Source organism: Blastococcus brunescens (genome assembly GCF_035320885.1).
GTDB classification, from domain to species: domain Bacteria; phylum Actinomycetota; class Actinomycetes; order Mycobacteriales; family Geodermatophilaceae; genus Blastococcus_B; species Blastococcus_B brunescens.
In genome coordinates, this window is the sequence record NZ_CP141261.1 from 423,128 (window position 1) to 439,425 (window position 16,298).

At 73.1% G+C, this 16,298-nt stretch carries 17 protein-coding genes and 7 pseudogenes; 16 read left to right on the forward strand and 8 right to left on the reverse strand.

The window, feature by feature from the left end; all coding sequences use genetic code 11:
- Nucleotides 1-53 precede the first annotated feature (53 nt).
- Together U6N30_RS02980 and U6N30_RS02985 are read left to right on the forward strand one after the other, a co-directional pair.
- Nucleotides 54-1,643 (forward strand): annotated as a pseudogene (locus U6N30_RS02980) (M3 family metallopeptidase); the annotation flags it as partial.
- A 137-nt stretch (nucleotides 1,644-1,780) separates the two neighbouring features.
- On the forward strand, nucleotides 1,781-2,146 hold the full coding sequence (locus tag U6N30_RS02985) for a M3 family metallopeptidase (protein WP_324278143.1): 366 nt from the start codon (nucleotides 1,781-1,783) through the stop codon (nucleotides 2,144-2,146).
- Between the two features lie 107 nt (nucleotides 2,147-2,253).
- Here the strand turns inward: U6N30_RS02985 and U6N30_RS02990 are convergent, their stop codons facing one another.
- Both U6N30_RS02990 and greA read right to left on the reverse strand, forming a co-directional pair.
- The gene (locus U6N30_RS02990) at nucleotides 2,254-2,577 is read right to left on the reverse strand and encodes an RNHCP domain-containing protein (protein ID WP_254920469.1); all 324 of its coding nucleotides are present in this window, start codon (nucleotides 2,575-2,577) and stop codon (nucleotides 2,254-2,256) included.
- 25 nt (nucleotides 2,578-2,602) lie between these two features.
- Nucleotides 2,603-3,088 (reverse strand): annotated as a pseudogene (gene greA / locus U6N30_RS02995) (transcription elongation factor GreA); the annotation flags it as partial.
- A 252-nt stretch (nucleotides 3,089-3,340) separates the two neighbouring features.
- Here greA and mca point away from each other — a divergent pair.
- Complete coding sequence (mca, locus tag U6N30_RS03000) at nucleotides 3,341-4,228, forward strand: mycothiol conjugate amidase Mca (RefSeq protein ID WP_324276079.1); 888 nt, start codon at nucleotides 3,341-3,343, stop codon at nucleotides 4,226-4,228.
- Entirely contained in the window at nucleotides 4,225-4,551 is a 327-nt protein-coding gene (locus tag U6N30_RS03005; protein ID WP_324276080.1) for a hypothetical protein, read from the forward strand. The genes mca and U6N30_RS03005 overlap by 4 nt, the downstream gene beginning before the upstream one ends.
- 38 nt (nucleotides 4,552-4,589) lie before the next feature.
- On the opposite strand, the pseudogene U6N30_RS33165 reads toward U6N30_RS03005, so the two are convergent.
- A pseudogene (locus U6N30_RS33165) lies at nucleotides 4,590-5,056 on the reverse strand (AMIN-like domain-containing (lipo)protein).
- Between the two features lie 280 nt (nucleotides 5,057-5,336).
- Entirely contained in the window at nucleotides 5,337-5,798 is a 462-nt protein-coding gene (locus U6N30_RS03015; protein WP_324276082.1) for an AMIN-like domain-containing (lipo)protein, read from the reverse strand.
- Nucleotides 5,799-6,584: 786 nt separating this feature from the next.
- Between U6N30_RS03015 and U6N30_RS03020 the strand changes: the two genes are divergently transcribed.
- The 5 genes and pseudogenes from U6N30_RS03020 (at nucleotide 6,585) to U6N30_RS03040 (ending at nucleotide 8,944) form a co-directional block, all read left to right on the forward strand.
- Nucleotides 6,585-6,884 (forward strand): hypothetical protein, encoded by a 300-nt coding sequence (locus U6N30_RS03020; protein WP_324276083.1) that lies wholly within the window; start codon nucleotides 6,585-6,587, stop codon nucleotides 6,882-6,884.
- An 18-nt stretch (nucleotides 6,885-6,902) separates the two neighbouring features.
- Nucleotides 6,903-7,352: pseudogene (locus U6N30_RS03025) on the forward strand (maleylpyruvate isomerase N-terminal domain-containing protein); the annotation flags it as partial.
- 344 nt (nucleotides 7,353-7,696) lie between these two features.
- Nucleotides 7,697-7,774: pseudogene (locus tag U6N30_RS03030) on the forward strand (hypothetical protein); the annotation flags it as partial.
- 229 nt (nucleotides 7,775-8,003) lie between these two features.
- Nucleotides 8,004-8,144: pseudogene (locus tag U6N30_RS03035) on the forward strand (FAD-linked oxidoreductase); the annotation flags it as partial.
- Nucleotides 8,145-8,209: 65 nt separating this feature from the next.
- On the forward strand, nucleotides 8,210-8,944 hold the full coding sequence (locus U6N30_RS03040; RefSeq protein ID WP_324278644.1) for a geranylgeranyl reductase family protein: 735 nt from the start codon (nucleotides 8,210-8,212) through the stop codon (nucleotides 8,942-8,944).
- Nucleotides 8,945-9,182: 238 nt separating this feature from the next.
- Here U6N30_RS03040 and trhA read toward each other — a convergent pair whose 3' ends face one another.
- Nucleotides 9,183-9,995, reverse strand: a complete 813-nt coding sequence (gene trhA, locus U6N30_RS03045) for a PAQR family membrane homeostasis protein TrhA (RefSeq protein WP_324276084.1) — start codon at nucleotides 9,993-9,995, stop codon at nucleotides 9,183-9,185.
- Nucleotides 9,996-10,231: 236 nt separating this feature from the next.
- Here trhA and U6N30_RS03050 point away from each other — a divergent pair.
- The 7 genes and pseudogenes from U6N30_RS03050 to U6N30_RS03080 all read left to right on the forward strand — a co-directional run bounded on the left by U6N30_RS03050 (nucleotide 10,232) and on the right by U6N30_RS03080 (nucleotide 13,978).
- Nucleotides 10,232-10,905 (forward strand): annotated as a pseudogene (locus U6N30_RS03050) (isoprenyl transferase).
- An 81-nt stretch (nucleotides 10,906-10,986) separates the two neighbouring features.
- A complete protein-coding gene (locus U6N30_RS03055; RefSeq protein ID WP_324276085.1) occupies nucleotides 10,987-12,168 on the forward strand; it encodes a DUF2268 domain-containing putative Zn-dependent protease in 1,182 nt (393 codons plus the stop codon).
- Between the two features lie 3 nt (nucleotides 12,169-12,171).
- On the forward strand, nucleotides 12,172-12,441 hold the full coding sequence (locus U6N30_RS03060; protein ID WP_324276086.1) for a hypothetical protein: 270 nt from the start codon (nucleotides 12,172-12,174) through the stop codon (nucleotides 12,439-12,441).
- A gap of 316 nt (nucleotides 12,442-12,757) precedes the next feature.
- A complete protein-coding gene (locus U6N30_RS03065; RefSeq protein WP_324276087.1) occupies nucleotides 12,758-13,195 on the forward strand; it encodes a PIN domain-containing protein in 438 nt (145 codons plus the stop codon).
- Nucleotides 13,165-13,365: a hypothetical protein gene (locus U6N30_RS03070; RefSeq protein ID WP_324276088.1), complete on the forward strand. Its 201-nt coding sequence runs from the start codon at nucleotides 13,165-13,167 to the stop codon at nucleotides 13,363-13,365. The genes U6N30_RS03065 and U6N30_RS03070 overlap by 31 nt, the downstream gene beginning before the upstream one ends.
- Nucleotides 13,287-13,793, forward strand: a complete 507-nt coding sequence (locus U6N30_RS03075; RefSeq protein ID WP_324276089.1) for a PhoH family protein — start codon at nucleotides 13,287-13,289, stop codon at nucleotides 13,791-13,793. Before U6N30_RS03070 ends, U6N30_RS03075 begins: the two co-directional genes overlap by 79 nt.
- The gene (locus tag U6N30_RS03080) at nucleotides 13,790-13,978 is read left to right on the forward strand and encodes a PhoH family protein (RefSeq protein WP_324276090.1); all 189 of its coding nucleotides are present in this window, start codon (nucleotides 13,790-13,792) and stop codon (nucleotides 13,976-13,978) included. Before U6N30_RS03075 ends, U6N30_RS03080 begins: the two co-directional genes overlap by 4 nt.
- 39 nt (nucleotides 13,979-14,017) lie before the next feature.
- Here U6N30_RS03080 and U6N30_RS03085 read toward each other — a convergent pair whose 3' ends face one another.
- From U6N30_RS03085 to U6N30_RS03095, 3 genes are all read right to left on the reverse strand, one after another.
- The gene (locus U6N30_RS03085; RefSeq protein ID WP_324276091.1) at nucleotides 14,018-15,070 is read right to left on the reverse strand and encodes a type IV toxin-antitoxin system AbiEi family antitoxin domain-containing protein; all 1,053 of its coding nucleotides are present in this window, start codon (nucleotides 15,068-15,070) and stop codon (nucleotides 14,018-14,020) included.
- Between the two features lie 157 nt (nucleotides 15,071-15,227).
- Nucleotides 15,228-15,482, reverse strand: coding sequence for a hypothetical protein (locus U6N30_RS03090; RefSeq protein WP_324276092.1), 255 nt, complete (start codon nucleotides 15,480-15,482; stop codon nucleotides 15,228-15,230).
- The gene (locus U6N30_RS03095) at nucleotides 15,479-16,141 is read right to left on the reverse strand and encodes a hypothetical protein (RefSeq protein ID WP_324276093.1); all 663 of its coding nucleotides are present in this window, start codon (nucleotides 16,139-16,141) and stop codon (nucleotides 15,479-15,481) included. The genes U6N30_RS03090 and U6N30_RS03095 overlap by 4 nt, the downstream gene beginning before the upstream one ends.
- Between the last annotated feature and the right edge of the window lie 157 nt (nucleotides 16,142-16,298).

Sequence of the window (16,298 nt, forward strand, 5' to 3'; positions counted from 1 at the left end):
CAGGCGGCCACCGGGCGGGGCTGATCCCCGGCCACGGTGCAGGATGGGCGGCGATGAGCGCCCAAGGCAGTGCCGCCCTGTCCACCACCCCCTGTCCACCACCCCCGTGTCCGCCGACAACCCCTGCTGACCGTGTCGGAGCTGCCGTTCCGGCTGCCGCCCTTCGCCGACATCTCCGCCGAGCACTGCCGGGAGGCGCTCCTGGCCGGGATGGCCGAGCAGCGGGCGGAGGTCGCCGCGATCGTCGCTTCGGACGAGGAACCCACGTTCGACAACACGGTCGTGGCGCTGGAACGGTCGGGTGCGCTGCTGACCCGCGCGTGGAACGTGTTCGGCAACCTGACGTCGTCGGTGTCGACGCCGCGGCTGCGGGAGATCGAGCGGGAGATCGCGCCCCTGGAGGCCGCGCACGACGACGCCATCCGGCTGGACCCGGCGCTGTTCGCCCGCGTCGACGCCGTGCACGCCGCCAGGCACGACAGCGGGCTCGACGCCGAGGCCGTCCGGCTGGTGGAGCGCTACCACCTCGACCTCGTCCTCGCGGGTGCGCAGCTCGACCAGGCCGGCCGGGCCCGGCTCACCCAGCTGAACCAGGAGCTGTCCACCCTCTCCACCGCGTTCGGCCAGAACCTCCAGCTGGCCACCGAGGCGGCCGCCGTCCGGGTGAGCGACCGGACCGAACTGGACGGGCTGTCGGACGAGGAGATCGCCGGCGCCGCGGCGGCGGCCGCGGATCGTGGTCTGGACGGCTACGTGCTGGCGCTCCTGCTGCCGACCGGTCAGCCGCTCCTGTCCAAGCTGCGGAACCGGGAGCTGCGGCGCCGGGTGTTCGCAGCATCGCTGGGCCGTGCGTCGACGGGGAGCACGACAACCGGCCGGTGGCCCTCCGGATCGCTGCCCTGCGTGCCGACCGGGCCCGGCTGCTCGGGTTCGACACCCACGCCGATCTGGTGCTCGCCGACTCGACCGCCCGCACCACCGCGGCGGTCGACGCGATGCTCGCCACGATGGTGCCTGCATCCGTGGCCAACGCCGATGCCGAGGCGGTGGTGCTGCGGGAGGCGGCCGAGCGGGACGGCGTCGCGCTCGAGGCCTGGGACTGGGCGTTCTACAGCGAGCAGGTGCGCGCCGAGCGCTACGCCGTCGACACCGCGGCGCTGCGCCCGTACTTCGAGCTGGACCGGGTGCTCGTCGACGGCGTCTTCCACGCGGCCGAGCTGCTCTACGGCTACCGGTTCGCGGCCCGCTCCGACCTCGTCGGCTACCACCCCGACGTCCGCGTGTGGGAGGTGACCGACGCCGACGGCGCCGCCGTCGGGCTCTACCTCGGCGACTTCTTCGCCCGGGAAGGCAAGCGCGGCGGCGCGTGGATGAGCTCGTTCGTCCGGCAGTCGCGGCTGCTCGGGACCTCGCCGGTGGTGGTCAACAACCTGAACGTGTCGCGGGCGCCCGACGGTCAGCCGACGCTGCTCACCCTCGACGAGGTCAACACCCTCTTCCACGAGTTCGGCCACGCCCTGCACGGACTCAGCTCCGCGGTCACCTACCCACGCTTCTCCGGCACGGCGGTCCCTCGGGACTTCGTCGAGTTCCCCAGCCAGGTCAACGAGATGTGGGCGCTCTGGCCGGAGATCCTCGGGAACTACGCCCGGCACGTGCAGACCGGTGAGCCCCTGCCCCGGGCCACCGTCGACGCGATCGACGCTGCCCAGCTCTGGGGGAGGGCTTCGCGACCCTCGAGTACCTCGGCGCGACGCTGCTCGACCAGGCCTGGCACCGGATCACCCCGGAGACCGAGATCGGTGACCCGATCGCGTTCGAGCAGCAGGCGCTGGCCGCTGCCGGCGTCTCGTCCGCGCTCGTGCCGCCGCGGTACCGGACGACGTACTTCCAGCACGTCTTCGCCGGGGGCTACGCGGCCGGCTACTACTCCTACATCTGGTCGGAGGTCCTCGACGCCGACACCGTGGAGTGGTTCAAGGAGAACGGCGGCCTGCGCCGGGAGAACGGCGAGGCATTCCGCTCGAAGCTGCTCGCCGTCGGTGGCTCGGTCGACCCGCTCGCGGCGTTCCGCGCCGTCCGCGGTCGCGACGCCGACCCCCGACCGCTGCTCATGAGGCGTGGTCTGACCACTGCCTTGTCGTGACGAGTGGAGGCCCGGAGGGTCTCCGCGAGGAACGACGCAACGGCTCATCGGCGCAGCGGGACGGCACCTGGCCGCGGTGCGGTCCGGAGGACCGCAGTGTCATCGACTCACAACCAGGGGAGCGACAGCACCAGGTCGAGATCATCGGGGCTCTCGCCGTCGCGCACGAGGCGGTTGGGCTGGCGGTGGCCGCACGCCGTGCAGCGGTGCACCACCTGCCAGCCCTTGCCCGACTTCTCCACCAGCCCGATCGGCTCCATGGGTTGGCGGCACTCGCTCGCCCGGTCTCCCGGGAGCTCGTCGACGTGCAGCGACCACAGGCAGAACGGGCAGTGGTTCCGGTAGTGGCCGTCGGTGTTGGCCGGCACGGGTGCGGTGCAGTGCACGCACGCGAAGCCGGTGTTCTCCGCCTGACGGGAGCGCGCCCCCACCGCGGGACTCAGGGGTGAACGGCTCGACGGAGACGACCTCGACGCTGATGTCGCGGCCGTTGGGCGCCTGGTAGGTCACCGTGGTGCCGGGTGCGGCGCCCATGATCGCCGAGCCGAGCGCGGACTCCGGCGAGTAGACGGTGAGGTCCGTCGTGCCGGCGATCTCGCGGGAGCCGAGCAGGAACTTCTCGGTGTCGTCGTCGTCGGCGAACTTGATGGTGATGACGGTGCCCAGGGCCGCGTTCGTCGCCGTCTTCGGGGCATCCCCGACGCGTGCCTTGCGCAGCAGATCGGTCAGCTGCCGGATGCGGGCCTCCTGCTTGCCCTGCTCGTCCTTCGCCGCGTGGTAGCCGCCGTTCTCCTTCAGGTCGCCCTCCTCGCGGCGGGCGTTGATCTCCGCGGACATCGCGGGCCGGCCGGCCACCAATTGGTCGAGCTCGGCCTTGAGCCGGTCGTGGGCCTCCTGCGTCAGCCAGACGCCCTGGTCCTGCTCGTCGGTGGGGGTGGACACGTAGGGGTACTCCTGAGACTCGGGTGACCGCCCCCGGGCTGGCGGCGGTCGCTGCGTCGATCCTCCAAGCTAACACCGGGTCCACCGCCGCAGACGACGCCGCGGATCGGAGCCGGAGATGCGGAACCGTATCGGATCGACTGGTGAGCTGTGACACATCATCCCCCGACCGGGTGCACCGACCAGGCCCTTCTCCGGCGAGGTGCCACCTCGGGGCACCGGTCGGGCGGTCGGGCGGGTGACAATGGGGGCGTGAACGAACCCGACCAGTTGCGCCTGCTCGCGGTGCACGCCCATCCGGACGACGAGTCGAGCAAGGGCGCCGCCACCATGGCGAAGTACGTGGCCGAGGGCGCGCGCGTCCTGGTGGCGACCTGCACCGGTGGTGAACGCGGCTCCGTGCTGAACCCGGCGATGGACCGCCCGGAGGTGTGGGAGCGGCTCCCGCAGATCCGGGTGGAGGAGATGGCGCGGGCCCGCGAGATCCTCGGCGTCGAGCAGGAGTTCCTCGGTTTCGTCGACTCCGGCCTCCCGGAGGGCGACCCGCTGCCCCCGCTCCCGGACGGTTGTTTCGCGCTCGTCCCCGTGGAGGAGGCCGCCGCTCCGCTGGTGGCCCTGATCCGCCGGTTCAAGCCGCAGGTCATCACCACCTACGACGAGCGCGGTGGCTACCCGCACCCCGACCACATCAAGACACACGAGATCTCCGTGCACGCGTTCGACGCCGCAGGCGACCCCGACCGCTACCCCGAGCTCGGCGAGCCCTGGCAGCCGAGCAAGCTCTACTACCACATGAGTTTCACCCTGCCGCGGACGAAGGCGCTGCACGAGGCCATCCTCGCCACCGGCGTCGAGTCGCCCTACACCGAGTGGCTGGCCAACTGGGACCCCGCGCACGACATCTCCCACCGGGTCACCACCCGTGTCCCGTGCGCGGAGTACTTCCCGGTCCGCGACGCCGCCCTCATCGCCCATGCCACCCAGATCGACCCGGAGGGGCGCTGGTTCGCCTGCCCTCCGGAGACGCAGCAGCAGGTGTGGCCGACCGAGGACTACGAGCTGGCCCGCACGCTGGTCGACGTCCCCGTGCCCGAAGGAGACCTGTTCACCGGGATCCGCAGTGAGGTGGGTGTGCGATGACCGGACTCGTCCTCGTCTCGGCCGGGCAGGTGCTGGCCGAGCAGGCGCCGGAGGACGTCGGGAAGTCGGGCCCACTGGGCCTGCTGCTCACCGTCGTCCTGCTGATCGCCGTCTTCCTGCTGGTCCGGTCGATGAGCAAGCACCTCAAGCGGATCCCGGCGAGCTTCGACCCCGCCGAGCGCGGCACGCAGGTGCCCGACACCCCGGAGGAGCTCTTCCGGCCGGACCCCGGGCAGGAGGTGCTGGACTCGTTGCGCAAGCAGCCGCGGGCCATCGAGGGCCCGCGCGACGACCGCCCGGACGGGACCGGTCCGCGCGGCTGACGCGACCCTCGCGGGGCCGGTGACGAGCCGGCGGCACGTCACCAGAGATGCCCGACGTCGACGACCAGGCGGACCGCCTGGTCGCTGCCCGGGTCCCCGACGAGCGTGAACACGCGGAACGGCAGTCGCGCCCGCGTCCCGATGCCCAGGCTGGACTGCCCCTCGAAGGAACCGGCCCAGGCCACCTGCCGGAAGGTCTCGTAGGGCGCCACGTCGACGAGCTCGTCGGCGTCGTCCGGCAGATACGTCGGTCGGTACCGGTCGTCGTGCGCGGGTGCACCGACGACGATCTGCAGAGTGGCGCCGCCGCGCAGCGGATCTCGTCGCCGGACCCCTGTGCCGCCAGTCCGGCGACGTAGCGGACGTCGTAGGAGAGGTCGCTGTCCGCCGTCCCGCCGAGGTCGACGACCAGCCGGTCGAAGCAGACGTGGCGGCCGGCACGGACGTCGGTGACGACGGCCGTGGACGTCGTCAGCTCGCGCGCCTCGGGGAGCGACCCCCACACCTGCCCGCAGAACGGTTGGTCACCGTGCCGCGTGGGGAGGCCTGGGCCGGCCCGGCCAGCACCCCGGTGGCGAGGACGGCCCCGGCGAGCAGGGGAGGAGCCGGGAGTGCTGTCGGTTCATGATCGCCTCCGTGGGCTGGATGTCCGATGTCCCACCGGTACCCCGGGCAGCCGCCCCTCCCGCGGAGGTCGCGGGATCGTCACGCGCTCGTCACGGCACGGGCGTGCAGCCGCCCGCCGTCCCCGGGTGATCGGGGACGGCGGGCGGGAGGAGGCGTGGCTACCAGCGGTGTGCGACGTCGATGACCAGTCGCGGGCCGTGGTCGGACGCCGGCGTGCCGGCCAGGGCGAAGACGCGGAACGGCAGCCGCGCGCGGACGCCGAGGGCGAGGGTCGTGTGCCCCTCGTAGCTCCCCGCCCACGCCACCTGCCGGAACGTGGTCCACCCGGCCACGTCCACGACCTCCCGGCGGTCGGCCGGTGTGAAGGTGGCGGCTCCGCGCGGGTCGTAGGCCGGCGCGCGCACCACGATCTGCAGGTCCGCCGCACCGCGGACAGGAACCGCACGGCCCGAGCCGTCCTCGGAGACGAGGGGCACGTAGCGGACGTCGTAGGACCCGAAGGTGGTGTCCTGGCCGCCGAGATCGACGACCAGGCGATCGAAGCAGGCGTGCCGGCCGGCGCGGACATCGTTGACCATCTCGGTGTCCGGCCCGTCGGCGACCTTCGCGAGGAGCCCCACTCGATGCCGCAGTAGGGATCTGCGGCCGAGGCGGGGATGGTGGCGACCCCGACGGCGGTCGCGGCGGTGACGGCGAGAACGAGGAGACGGGCGGGCTTTCGGTTCATGGCGGTGCCTCCTGGCGAGGTGACGCCGGAGTGGCGTCGAGGACGAGAATCCGCCGACACGCCGGTTACCACCAGACCGCTGACATGTCCAGCATCTCCGAATCTCGGCGTGTCGGTTGGCGATTTCTGTGCCGATCGGGGTCGGCAGAGGGCCTCTTCGATGGCAGGTTCACCGCACTGTCCCGCAGCGCCACCGACGGTCACCGGAGGTGGCGCCGACCGCCCGGAGGAGCCTGCCGCGACGGGTCGCGCGGCCTCCGACGTCAGGGGCGCCGGTGGTCGAGCGGTGTATCGCTCTCAGCGCAACGCCGGCCCTGTCCGACCACGGCTGCGCGGTCGTAGTGTGTAAGCGTGTAATCAACCGGACCGCTGGAGGTCGCCATGCACGCTCACCGTTTCGCCGATGCTCCGTTCGGGCCCGGTTTCCGCCGGGGTCGCGGACGTGGCCCGGGTGGTCGGGGGCGGACTCCCCGCCGCCCGTCGACCGGGCCGAGGTCGCCGGCTGGTTCGCCGGCCGCCTGCCCGACGACTGGTTCACCGGGCCGGTGGAGCTCACCATCGACCGGGACGAGATCACCGTCGTCGGCAGGCTGGCGCAGCCGGAGGCGGGTGAGGGGACGCCGCCGCGGCCCGTGCCGGGCGGATCGCCCGGTTCCGGGAGGAGACCCGTCACCAGCGCATGGCGATCGCCGACGCGGCGCAGGAGCGGTACGGCCGCTCGGTCGCCTGGGGTGCGTCCTGCGGGGACGCGCGGGAGGTCTTCACCAACCTGTCGATGCCGGTGATGACCCGGCTGCGCCAGCGTGAGCGCCTCGTCCTGGACACGCTGGTCGACGCCGGCGTGGCGCGGTCCCGTTCCGAGGCACTCGTGTGGGCGGTGCGGCTGGTCGGTCAGCACACCGAGGAATGGCTGACGGAGCTGCGCGAGGCCATGGCCTCGGTGGAGGAGGTCCGCGGCAGGGGGCCGCAGGTCGGCTGATCTGCGAGTCTCTCCTCCGTGCCCGAGCCGATCGACCTGCTGCGCACCGCGTACGGAGACCTGTCCGCGGTGCTGCGCGACATCGCGGCAGCGGGTGAGGAGTGGACGCCGACCGGCTGCCGCGGCTGGACGGCGGTCGATCTCGGCCACCACCTGCTGGGCAACGCCCGGCGGGCGGTGGTCGCGCTGTGCAGCCCGGCCACCCGGCCGGCCGACACCGACCGGGTGGCGTACTGGCGCGGGTGGCGACCACCTGCGCCGGGCGACGAGGAGGACCTGCGGCGGACCCGTGTGGCGGCGACCGCCGGCCCCGCCTTCGTGGACCTGGCCGAGAGCTACGTCGAGACGACGGCCGCGGTCCTCGTCGCGGCCGGCCGGGTCGGCGCGGGGGACCTGGTGGCCACCCAGGGGCACGTCCTGACGGTCGCCGACCTGCTCTCCACGCTGACCGTCGAGGCCGCCGTCCACCAGCTCGACCTGGTGGCCCAGCTCGAGCGGCCGGGGCCGGGCACCGGGCCGCTCGCCGAGGTGCGCCGGGTCCTGGAGGGTCTCCTCGGCCGCCCCCTGCCGGCGGGCTGGGACGACGCCACCGCCGCCCGCCGCGGTACCGGCCGGGAGCCGCTGGCGGACGCGGACCGGGCCGAGCTGGGGGAGGACGCGCAGGCGTTCCCCTCTTCGGCTGAGGGAAGGCGCGGCGGTCCTCGCCGATCGCGCCGGGTCCACGCGTCGTCCCGACGTGCCCGGAGCCCGCGCGGACGCTCGTCGGCGACCCTTCGGGCCCCCACTGCTCCCGGCCAGGGACACTGGACCCCGTGCCCGTCGATGCCGTCCCTGCCGCCACCGACGTCCTCGTCGTCGGCGCAGGACCCGCTGGCGCCGCGGCAGCCGCCTGGGCGGCCCGGGCGGGGCGCGACGTCGTCCTCGCCGATGCGGCGGTCTTCCCTCGGGACAAGACCTGCGGCGACGGGCTGACCCCCGGGCCATCGCAGAGCTGGACCGGCTGGGTCTGGGCGACTGGGTGCGCGGGCACGCACGCAACCGGGGCCTCCGGGCGGCGGGATTCGGTCGGCAGTGGGAGCTGCCCTGGCCGGGAGGGACTTCCCCGACCACGGCAGCGCGGTGCCGCGCACCGAGCTCGACGCCCGGATCCGCCAGGTTGCCCTCGACTCGGGCGCCACGGCGCTGGACGGGGCGCGCGCGGTCGACGTCGAGCGCGACGGTGACCGGGTGAGCGGTGTGGTGTTCGAGCTGGAGGACGACAGCCGCGTCACCGTCGGCTGCCGGCGGCTGGTCGTGGCGGACGGCGTCCGGTCCCCTTGGGCCGGGTGCTGGGCCGGGAATGGCACCGCGACACCGCCTACGGCGTGGCCGCCCGCAGCTACGTGCGGTCGGGGCGCAGCGACGACGAGTGGATCTCCTCGCACCTGGAGCTGCGCGGGGACCAGGGCGAGCTGCTCTCGGGCTACGGATGGGTGTTCCCGCTCGGGGCGGCGGCCGGCGAGGTCAACCTCGGTGTCGGCACGCTGGCGACCGCTCGACGGCCGGCCGGGGTGCAGCTGAAGTCGCTGCTCGAGTTCTACGCCGAGGCGCGGCGCGAGGAGTGGCAGCTCGACGGGCCGGTGCGCGACGTCGCCTCCGCCCTGCTGCCGATGGGCGGCGCCGTGTCGGGGGTCGCCGGGCGGAACTGGGCGCTGATCGGCGACGCCGCCGGCTGCGTGAACCCGCTCAACGGCGAGGGCATCGACTACGGCTTGGAGACCGGCCGCACCATCGCCGGGATGCTGACCGAGGACGACTGGACGACGGCCTGGCCCGCCACCCTGCGCCGCCACTACGGCGAGGCGTTCTCCATCGCCCGGCGCCTGGCCGGTCTGCTCACCGTTGCCCGTTTCCTCCCGGCCGCCGGTCCGGTCGGCATGCGGTCGCAGGCGCTGATGACGGTGGCACTGCGGGTCATGGGAAACCTGGTCACCGAGGCCGACCGCGACCTCGTCGCCCGAGCCTGGAGGCAAGCGGGCCGACTATCGGTCAAGGTCGACGACCGGCCACCTTTCAGCTGACAACCGGCGCGGCGAAGCCGCGGTCCGCGGGAGCGAGGGCCCGGAGGGTCCTCCGAGCGCGGACGGGGCGTGAGCCGAGGAGGGAACCCGCGGCAGGGCCGCGGGTCCGGGGAGCGGGGGCCCGGAGGGTCTCCCGAGCCCGGACGGGAAGCGGCTCAGCGCCACCGGAGAACGGCACCTGGCCGCGGTGCGGTCCGGAGGACCGCCATGTCATGGCCGCGGTGACGTCCGGAGGACGTCAGAGAAATGGACTGTTGTACATCGCGAAGTACACGGCGATGTAGTGGCAGATCGCGGCCACGATGGTCATCGCGTGGAACACCTCGTGGTACCCGAAGGTGCCCGGCCACGGGTTGGGCTTCTTGATCGCGTAGGCGACGCCGCCGACGGTGTAGAGCAGCCCGCCCACCGCCAGCAGGACCATGGCGGCGACGCCGGCGAACTGGAGGATGTCGGTGAGCACGAACACGGCCACCCAGCCGAGTCCGATGTAGAGCGGTACGCCCACCCAGCGGGGTGCGGTCGGCCAGGACAGCTTGAGCGTGACGCCGGCCAGGGCTCCGGCCCAGACGCCGACGAGGACCCAGAAGCCGGTCGGCTGGTCGATGGCGAGCAGGGCGAACGGGGTGTAGGTGCCGGCGATGAAGAGGAAGATCATCGAGTGGTCGAGCCGCTTCATCACCTTCCAGCCGCGCGGTGACCAGCGGCGGCGGTGGTAGAGCGCGCTGATCCCGAACAGCCCGCAGATCGTGAGGCAGTAGACCGCGACGGAGAACCCGGACCGGGCGCCGAGCACCGAGGCCAGCGGGATGAGCACGGCACCGGCGACGATCGCGCCGAAGAACGCGAACAGGTGCAGCCAGCCGCGCATGCGCGGGCGGGTGTCGGGGTGCTCCCAGTCGCTGTCGGCGAAGTCGGTCGCCGTCCAGGCCTGCTCGACCTGCTCGCCTTCCTCCAGGACGGCGGCGATGGCCTGTCCGCGGGGCGCCTCGAGCTCGGCGCCGTCGGCCTGCACCCGGACGTTGTCGTGATCGTCGGGAGCGGAACTCATGACCCGAGGTTACGGACCCGTAGGTTGGTCGTCATCCTGAGCGGCCTGTGACTTCGCTGGGCGTTCGAGGCGCCCGGCGTGCCCCTGGCGCTTGCCCGGCCCGCCGTCCCCGAGAGGCCTAGGGTGACCGCGTGGGGGCGCGCCAGAAGGTTCGCGACACGATCGTCGCGGTCTACGAACGACGTCTGGCCCGCGCGCTCGAGGGCGCCGACGTCCCCCGGCACGTCGGCGTGATCATGGACGGCAACCGGCGCTGGGCGCGGGCGATCGGCCTCGAGGACGTCGCCCACGGCCACCGCCGCGGAGCGGACAAGATCGTCGATCTCCTCGGCTGGTGCGACGACGCCGGCGTCTCCGTGGTCACGCTCTTCATGCTCTCGACCGACAACCTCAACCGGCCGCAGTCCGAGCTGCACGCGCTGCTGCAGATCATCGAGGACGTCGCCGTCGACCTCTCCCGCCCCGGCCGGCCGTGGCAGGTGCGTTCGATGGGAGCGCCCGAGGTGCTGCCGCCGGAGACGGTCGCCGTGCTCAAGCAGGCCGAGGAGGACACCTGCGACCGGTCCGGAGCAACGGTGAACCTGGCCGTCGGCTACGGGGGCGTCAGGAGATCGCCGACGCCGTGCGCTCGCTGCTGGCCGAGCACGCCGAGCGCGGCACGTCGCTGGAGGAACTGGTGCAGGCGCTCGAGGTCGAGCACATCGCCGAGCACCTCTACACCCGCGGCCAGCCCGACCCCGACCTGGTCATCCGCACCAGCGGTGAGCAGCGGCTGTCCGGGTTCCTCCTCTGGCAGACGGCGAACACCGAGTTCCACTTCACCGACGTGTACTGGCCCGACTTCCGACGGGTGGACTTCCTCCGTGCGCTCCGCGACTACTCCGCACGGCACCGGCGCTTCGGCAGCTGACCCTGCCGGTTCCACGGCTGGCAGGCGTGGCTGCGAAACTGCGGTCATGTCGGCCCTCCCTCTCGACCTCCCCTCGAGTACGTGCGGCTGGGCCTGCGGTTCGACCGGCTGGAGCCCGGCTTCGTGGACGCCTACACCGGCAACCCGGCGGTGCGCGCCAAGGTCGCCGACGAGCCGGCGCCCACGCCGTCCGGCCTGCGGGACCAGGCGCGGACCCTGCTCCGCGAGCTCGACTCCGCCGCCCTGCCGGGAGACCGCGCCGACTACCTGCGTGGTCAGCTGACCGGCCTGGAGTGCACTGCGAGGAAGATGAGCGGTGAGCCGGTGGGGTTCGTCGACGAGGTGATGGCGTACTTCCAGGTCGACGTCGTCCTCGGGGACCCCGCGGTGTACTCCGCGGCGCACGCGGAGCTGGACACCCTCCTGCCGGGCAGCGGTCCGCTGGCCGAGCGGTACGCGGCGCACCGCCGCCGCGAGGAGTGCCCGTCGGCCCGGCTCGAGGCGGCGGTGCATGCGCTGTCGAGCGCGCTGCGGGACCGGGTCAGGGGCCGGTACGGCCTGCCGGAGGTCGAGACCGTCCGGTACGAGGTGGTCACCGACAAGCCGTGGTCGGGGTTCAACTACTACGAGGGCGGCTTCCGCTCCCGGGTGGCCATCAACGCCGACCTCCCGCACCGGCTCTCCCAGTTGCCGCACCTGGTGGCGCACGAGTCCTATCCCGGGCACCACACCGAGCACTGCCGCAAGGAGCAGGGCCTGGTGGGGCGCGCCGACCGGACCGAGCACACCGTCTTCCTCGTGAACACCCCCGAGTGCCTGATGGCCGAGGGGCTGGCCGACCTCGGCGTCCAGGCGTCCGTCGGGGAGGGGTGGGGTCCGTGGTCGGCGGAGATCCTCGGTGACCTGGGACTGCGCTTCGACGGGCATCTCGCCGAGCGCATCGCCGCCGCCGCCGCGCCGCTGAGCCGCGTGCGCCAGGACGCCGCCGTCCTGCTGCACGACCGGGGCGCCGACGCGGGCGAGGTGAGTGCGTACCTGCAGCGCTGGTCGCTGGTGAGCGCCGAGCGGGCCGCCCAGCAGATCCGGTTCCTGACCGACCCGTTGTGGCGGGCCTACATCTGCACGTACGTGGAGGGCTACGACCTGCTGTCCCGGTGGCTGGCGGCCCGGCCCGAGGAGCAGTCGGTGGCCGACCGCTTCCTCCGCCTGCTCGACGAGCCGCTGACGCCCCGTGCCGTGCTCGACGAGCTCAGGGTGGCGTGAGGCATGGCCCGTCACGACCCGCGGGAGGCCCGGACGCTCGGGCTCTGGACCGCGGCCTGGCTGGGCGGGTTCCTCCTCGGGGGTCTCCTGTGGCTCGGTGACCTCTCCCTCCAGTGGCCGGTGCTGCTCGTCCCCGTGGTGTGGGCGCTGGTCGCGGTCCGGCCGCGGGGCTCCCGACCACCGGACTCCTGGGACCCCGTCCCGCCGTCCACCCGGACCGACACGGTCGAGCGCCCGGCGCTGCGCCCTCCCCACCGCGACGGGCGGTACTGAACCAGCTCCCCGGTGGTGGTCGGGGCCGCCCGTCCCGGGACGGATCGCGCTGACGGACCTCACCAGCACGGGTGGGACGACAGAGGTGGTTGTTCCTCCATCGGGTGAACGTTGCGTTTCGGTGGGGCCTGGTTCAGCGCGACTGTCGGTGGCGGGGCATACCGTCCGCAGTGGACGACGAGCTGCTCTCGCCGTCCACGGGAGGCCCGGTTGGTGCTGACGAGTTCGTCGACCAGGGGGCCGGCACCCGGCCTCTGCGCCGGGGCCCGGCCACCAACGAGTCAGGGGCGTGCCCGCGCCCCACGGGAGTCGAACCGTGACCACTCGCCGTACGTACGTCCTCGACACCTCCGTCCTGCTGTCCGACCCGGGCGCGCTGATGCGCTTCGGCGACTCCGACGTGGTGCTCCCGCTCGTCGTGATCGGGGAGCTGGAGGACAAGCGCAACCACCCGGAGCTCGGCTGGTTCGCCCGGCAGGCGCTGCGCATGCTCGACGACCTCCGTGTCGCGCACGGGCGGCTCGACGCGCCGGTCCCCATCGGCGAACACGGCGGCACGCTGCACGTCGAGCTCAACCACAGCGACCCGTCGGCGCTGCCGGCCGGTTTCCGCAACGACAGCAACGACAGCCGGATCATGGTGGTCGCGCTGAACCTGCGGTCCGAGGGCGCGACGTCTGCCTCATCACCAAGGACGTCCCGCTCCGGGTCAAGGCCGCGGCCGTGGGCCTGGACACCGACGAGTACCGCGTGATGGACGCCGTCGACGCGGGCTGGACCGGCATGGCCGAGGTGTCCCTCGAGGACGCCGAGCTCGACGAGCTCTACGAGGCGGGGAGACCTTCGTGCCCGCCGCCGCCGAGATGCCGCCGCACACCGGCCTGGTGCTGCTGTCCTCCCGCGGCTCCGCGCTCGGCCGGGTGATGCCGGACAAGCAGGTGCGGCTGGTGCGCGGCGACCGCGAGGCGTTCGGGCTGCACGGACGGTCGGCGGAGCAGCGCATCGCGCTCGACCTGCTGCTGGACCCCGAGATCGGCATCGTGTCCCTCGGCGGCCGGGCCGGGACCGGCAAGTCGGCCCTCGCCCTGTGCGCCGGCCTCGAGTCGGTGATGGAGCGGCGCGCGCACAAGAAGGTCGTCATCTTCCGGCCGCTGTACGCCGTGGGCGGGCAGGAGCTCGGCTACCTGCCCGGCGGCGAGAACGAGAAGATGTCGCCCTGGGCCCAGGCGGTCTACGACACGCTCGGCGCCCTGGTGTCCCCGGCGGTGATCGACGAGATCGACTCCCGCGGTCTCATCGAGGTGCTGCCGCTCACCCACATCCGGGGCGCTCCCTGCACGACTCGTTCGTGATCGTCGACGAGGCGCAGTCCCTGGAGCGCGGGGTGCTGCTCACCGTGCTGTCGCGACTCGGTGCCGGCTCACGGGTGGTGCTCACCCACGACGTCGCCCAGCGGGACAACCTCCGTGTCGGCCGGCACGACGGCATCACCGCGGTCATCGACAAGCTCAAGGGCCACCCCTGTTCGCGCACGTGACCCTGACCCGGTCCGAGCGCTCGCCGATCGCCGCGCTGGTCACCGAGATGCTGGAGGACCTCCCGCGCTGACTCCCCGCGTCGCTCTTGCGGTCTTCCTGCTGCTCCTGCGGTGCTGCATCACCGCGACTGTGAAGGGAAGACCGCAAGAGTTGCGGTCACCGGCGACCGCGAGCGAACGCTCGACGGACTCTCCCTCCACCACGCGTGGCCGGTCGATGTCCTGCCATGTCCACCGGGCGACCTCCCAACGGTGATCACGCAGCTCGTCCTCGCGGCGCTTCTCCTCGAACACGGCGTCGCCGGCATCCTGCCCAGGCTTCAGCAGGCGCCCGTATGTGATCCGCCCGTCGAATTCGGCCAGCGTCCGGTCGTCCTCCCAGCCGAAGTCGCAGCCACCGAAGACCGAACTGTCCCGGCGCAACTCCCGGACCTGCAGGTCTGGCGCCGGTAGACCCAGCCGATGCAGTAGGACGCGGCTGCGACTCTCCCCGACGCTCTCGCTCAGCGGGTCGGCGAATGCGATGACGCGGGCGGCCTGCCGCGAGCCCGGAACGGCGCCCATCCGCTCCAGGCATCGGCTCAGCCGCTCCCGGGACGTGCCGCCCGTTCTCACCGCCCGGTCCGCCAACACGACGGCGGACTCGAACGGGACGGTCCGGGCGACGTCGACGACCGTCCTCGTCACGTCCGTCGCGAGGAGGCCGTCCACCAGGATGACGTGGTCGTCGGGCACCCGGGCCACATGCAGGTGCACGCGGGCGCTGCCGCTCCCGCCGGCCGGCGGCGGTCGCAGGACGTGCACGCGGCCGAGCGGCACCCGGCAGAGGGGCAGCCTGTGCAGGACTGCAGCGGACGCATGACTCACCACGCCGGGGACCCGGAGACCGGCGACCGTGGCGGCGACCACCAGGGCATGGCGAACGGCTGCGTCGTCCGAAGTCGTTGCCGGGGTCTCCGCGTACGTGCCCCGCTGGATCCGGACCAGTTCACTGCGCCGCACCGCGCGGGCGAGCTCAGCGTCGGAGATGCCGTCCAGCAGCGCGTCTGCACGACGCAGGAAGACGGGCTGTGCGGGCTCCTCGGAGATCACGCCCCGAGCGTGAGGTGATCGCAGCGCCGTCTGGAAGTGGGTCGGCCATTCTGTGGACAACCGATCGCAGGCTCATGCGGTCGTTCCCCACCCTTGCGGTCGGGCACCACCGCGATCGCGGCAGGAACACCGCAACTGCCGAAAAGCGCTCGAACGATCAGGCGGCGGGGAAGGCGTCCCCGGTCCCGTGCGGCTCCGATGCCGGGTGCGCCGCGGTCTTCGACGTCTTCGCGGCCGGCGGCGGAGTGGTCGCGAAGCGCAGCACACCGACGACGACCCAGCCCGCACCGAGGCACCAGAGAACCCGCGTCATCATCTCCTCGGTCGACAGGTCTCCCCGGAGCCCGAGCGCGAGGACGGGCAGGGCCAGTACGAACCCGACGAGGAGGACGTCCCAGCGCAACGGGTTCATGTCGTCGTGCGCTCCAGCCGCTCGCAGAGCAGCGAGGCCCAGCGGTGCGGAGTGGCGCGGACACCGTCGAGGAGGGCCACGGGCGCGTCGAGCCGGCGGAGGACAGCGGCCGGGTCGGCGCTGAGGTCGACGTCCTGCACGATCAGCGCGTCCACCCGGGGCAGCTCGTCGATCCACTGCTCGAGGTCCTCGGGCTTGCGGGTGGCCTCGACGACGGCCCAGACCGCGACGGGCGCCCAGACGCTGGCCATCTGGGCCATCCAGTACGCGTCGGTGCGCAGCGGAGCGTCCACCGCGACGATGGTGACCGTGCCGGACGCGAGGGAGTCCTGGCGGCGATCGATGGCGGCGTCGACCGAGGTGATGCGGCTGGCCCGCGGGGCGAGGCCGGCCAGGTCTCCGCGCGTCGCCCACTGCACGCAGTCGGGGTCCAGGTGCAGGGTCGCCGCGAGCGAGCGGGCGGCACGCAGGGCGTCGGCGCCGGGGCCGACGACGAACACCGTCTCGCCCGCACCACGGGGCAGCTCCGGTGCCGCGGGGAGGTGCCGGGCGAGGCTCCTCGTGAGCGCGGCGTAGGTGCCCCGGTCGGCGACGTCCGCGTCGAAGGTGGCGCCGAGGAGCGTGGCGGGGAGGCCCATCCGCTGGAGCCGGTCGGCCACGTCGTCCGAGGACGGCCTGGCGAACAGGGACTCGACCGGCTCGGCGGCGGGCGGAGCGGTCAGGGGGCGAAGAGGCCCGGGCCCTCGACCCCCTCGACCCCTCGTGCTCGTCGACCTCGTCGGCCAGTTCGGGCATCTCGGGTCCGGCCATCAGCGG

What these genes read in the sequence shown, in the direction of transcription:
- U6N30_RS03005 (WP_324276080.1), top strand. Translation starts at nt 4,225, where the DNA reads ATGACCGGACTCGTCCTCGTCTCGGCCGGGCAGGTGCTGGCCGAGCAG.
- U6N30_RS03020 (WP_324276083.1), top strand. Translation starts at nt 6,585, where the DNA reads ATGGCGATCGCCGACGCGGCGCAGGAGCGGTACGGCCGCTCGGTCGCC.
- trhA (WP_324276084.1), bottom strand. Translation starts at nt 9,995, where the DNA reads ATGAGTTCCGCTCCCGACGATCACGACAACGTCCGGGTGCAGGCCGAC.
- U6N30_RS03060 (WP_324276086.1), top strand. Translation starts at nt 12,172, where the DNA reads ATGGCCCGTCACGACCCGCGGGAGGCCCGGACGCTCGGGCTCTGGACC.
- U6N30_RS03090 (WP_324276092.1), bottom strand. Translation starts at nt 15,482, where the DNA reads ATGAACCCGTTGCGCTGGGACGTCCTCCTCGTCGGGTTCGTACTGGCC.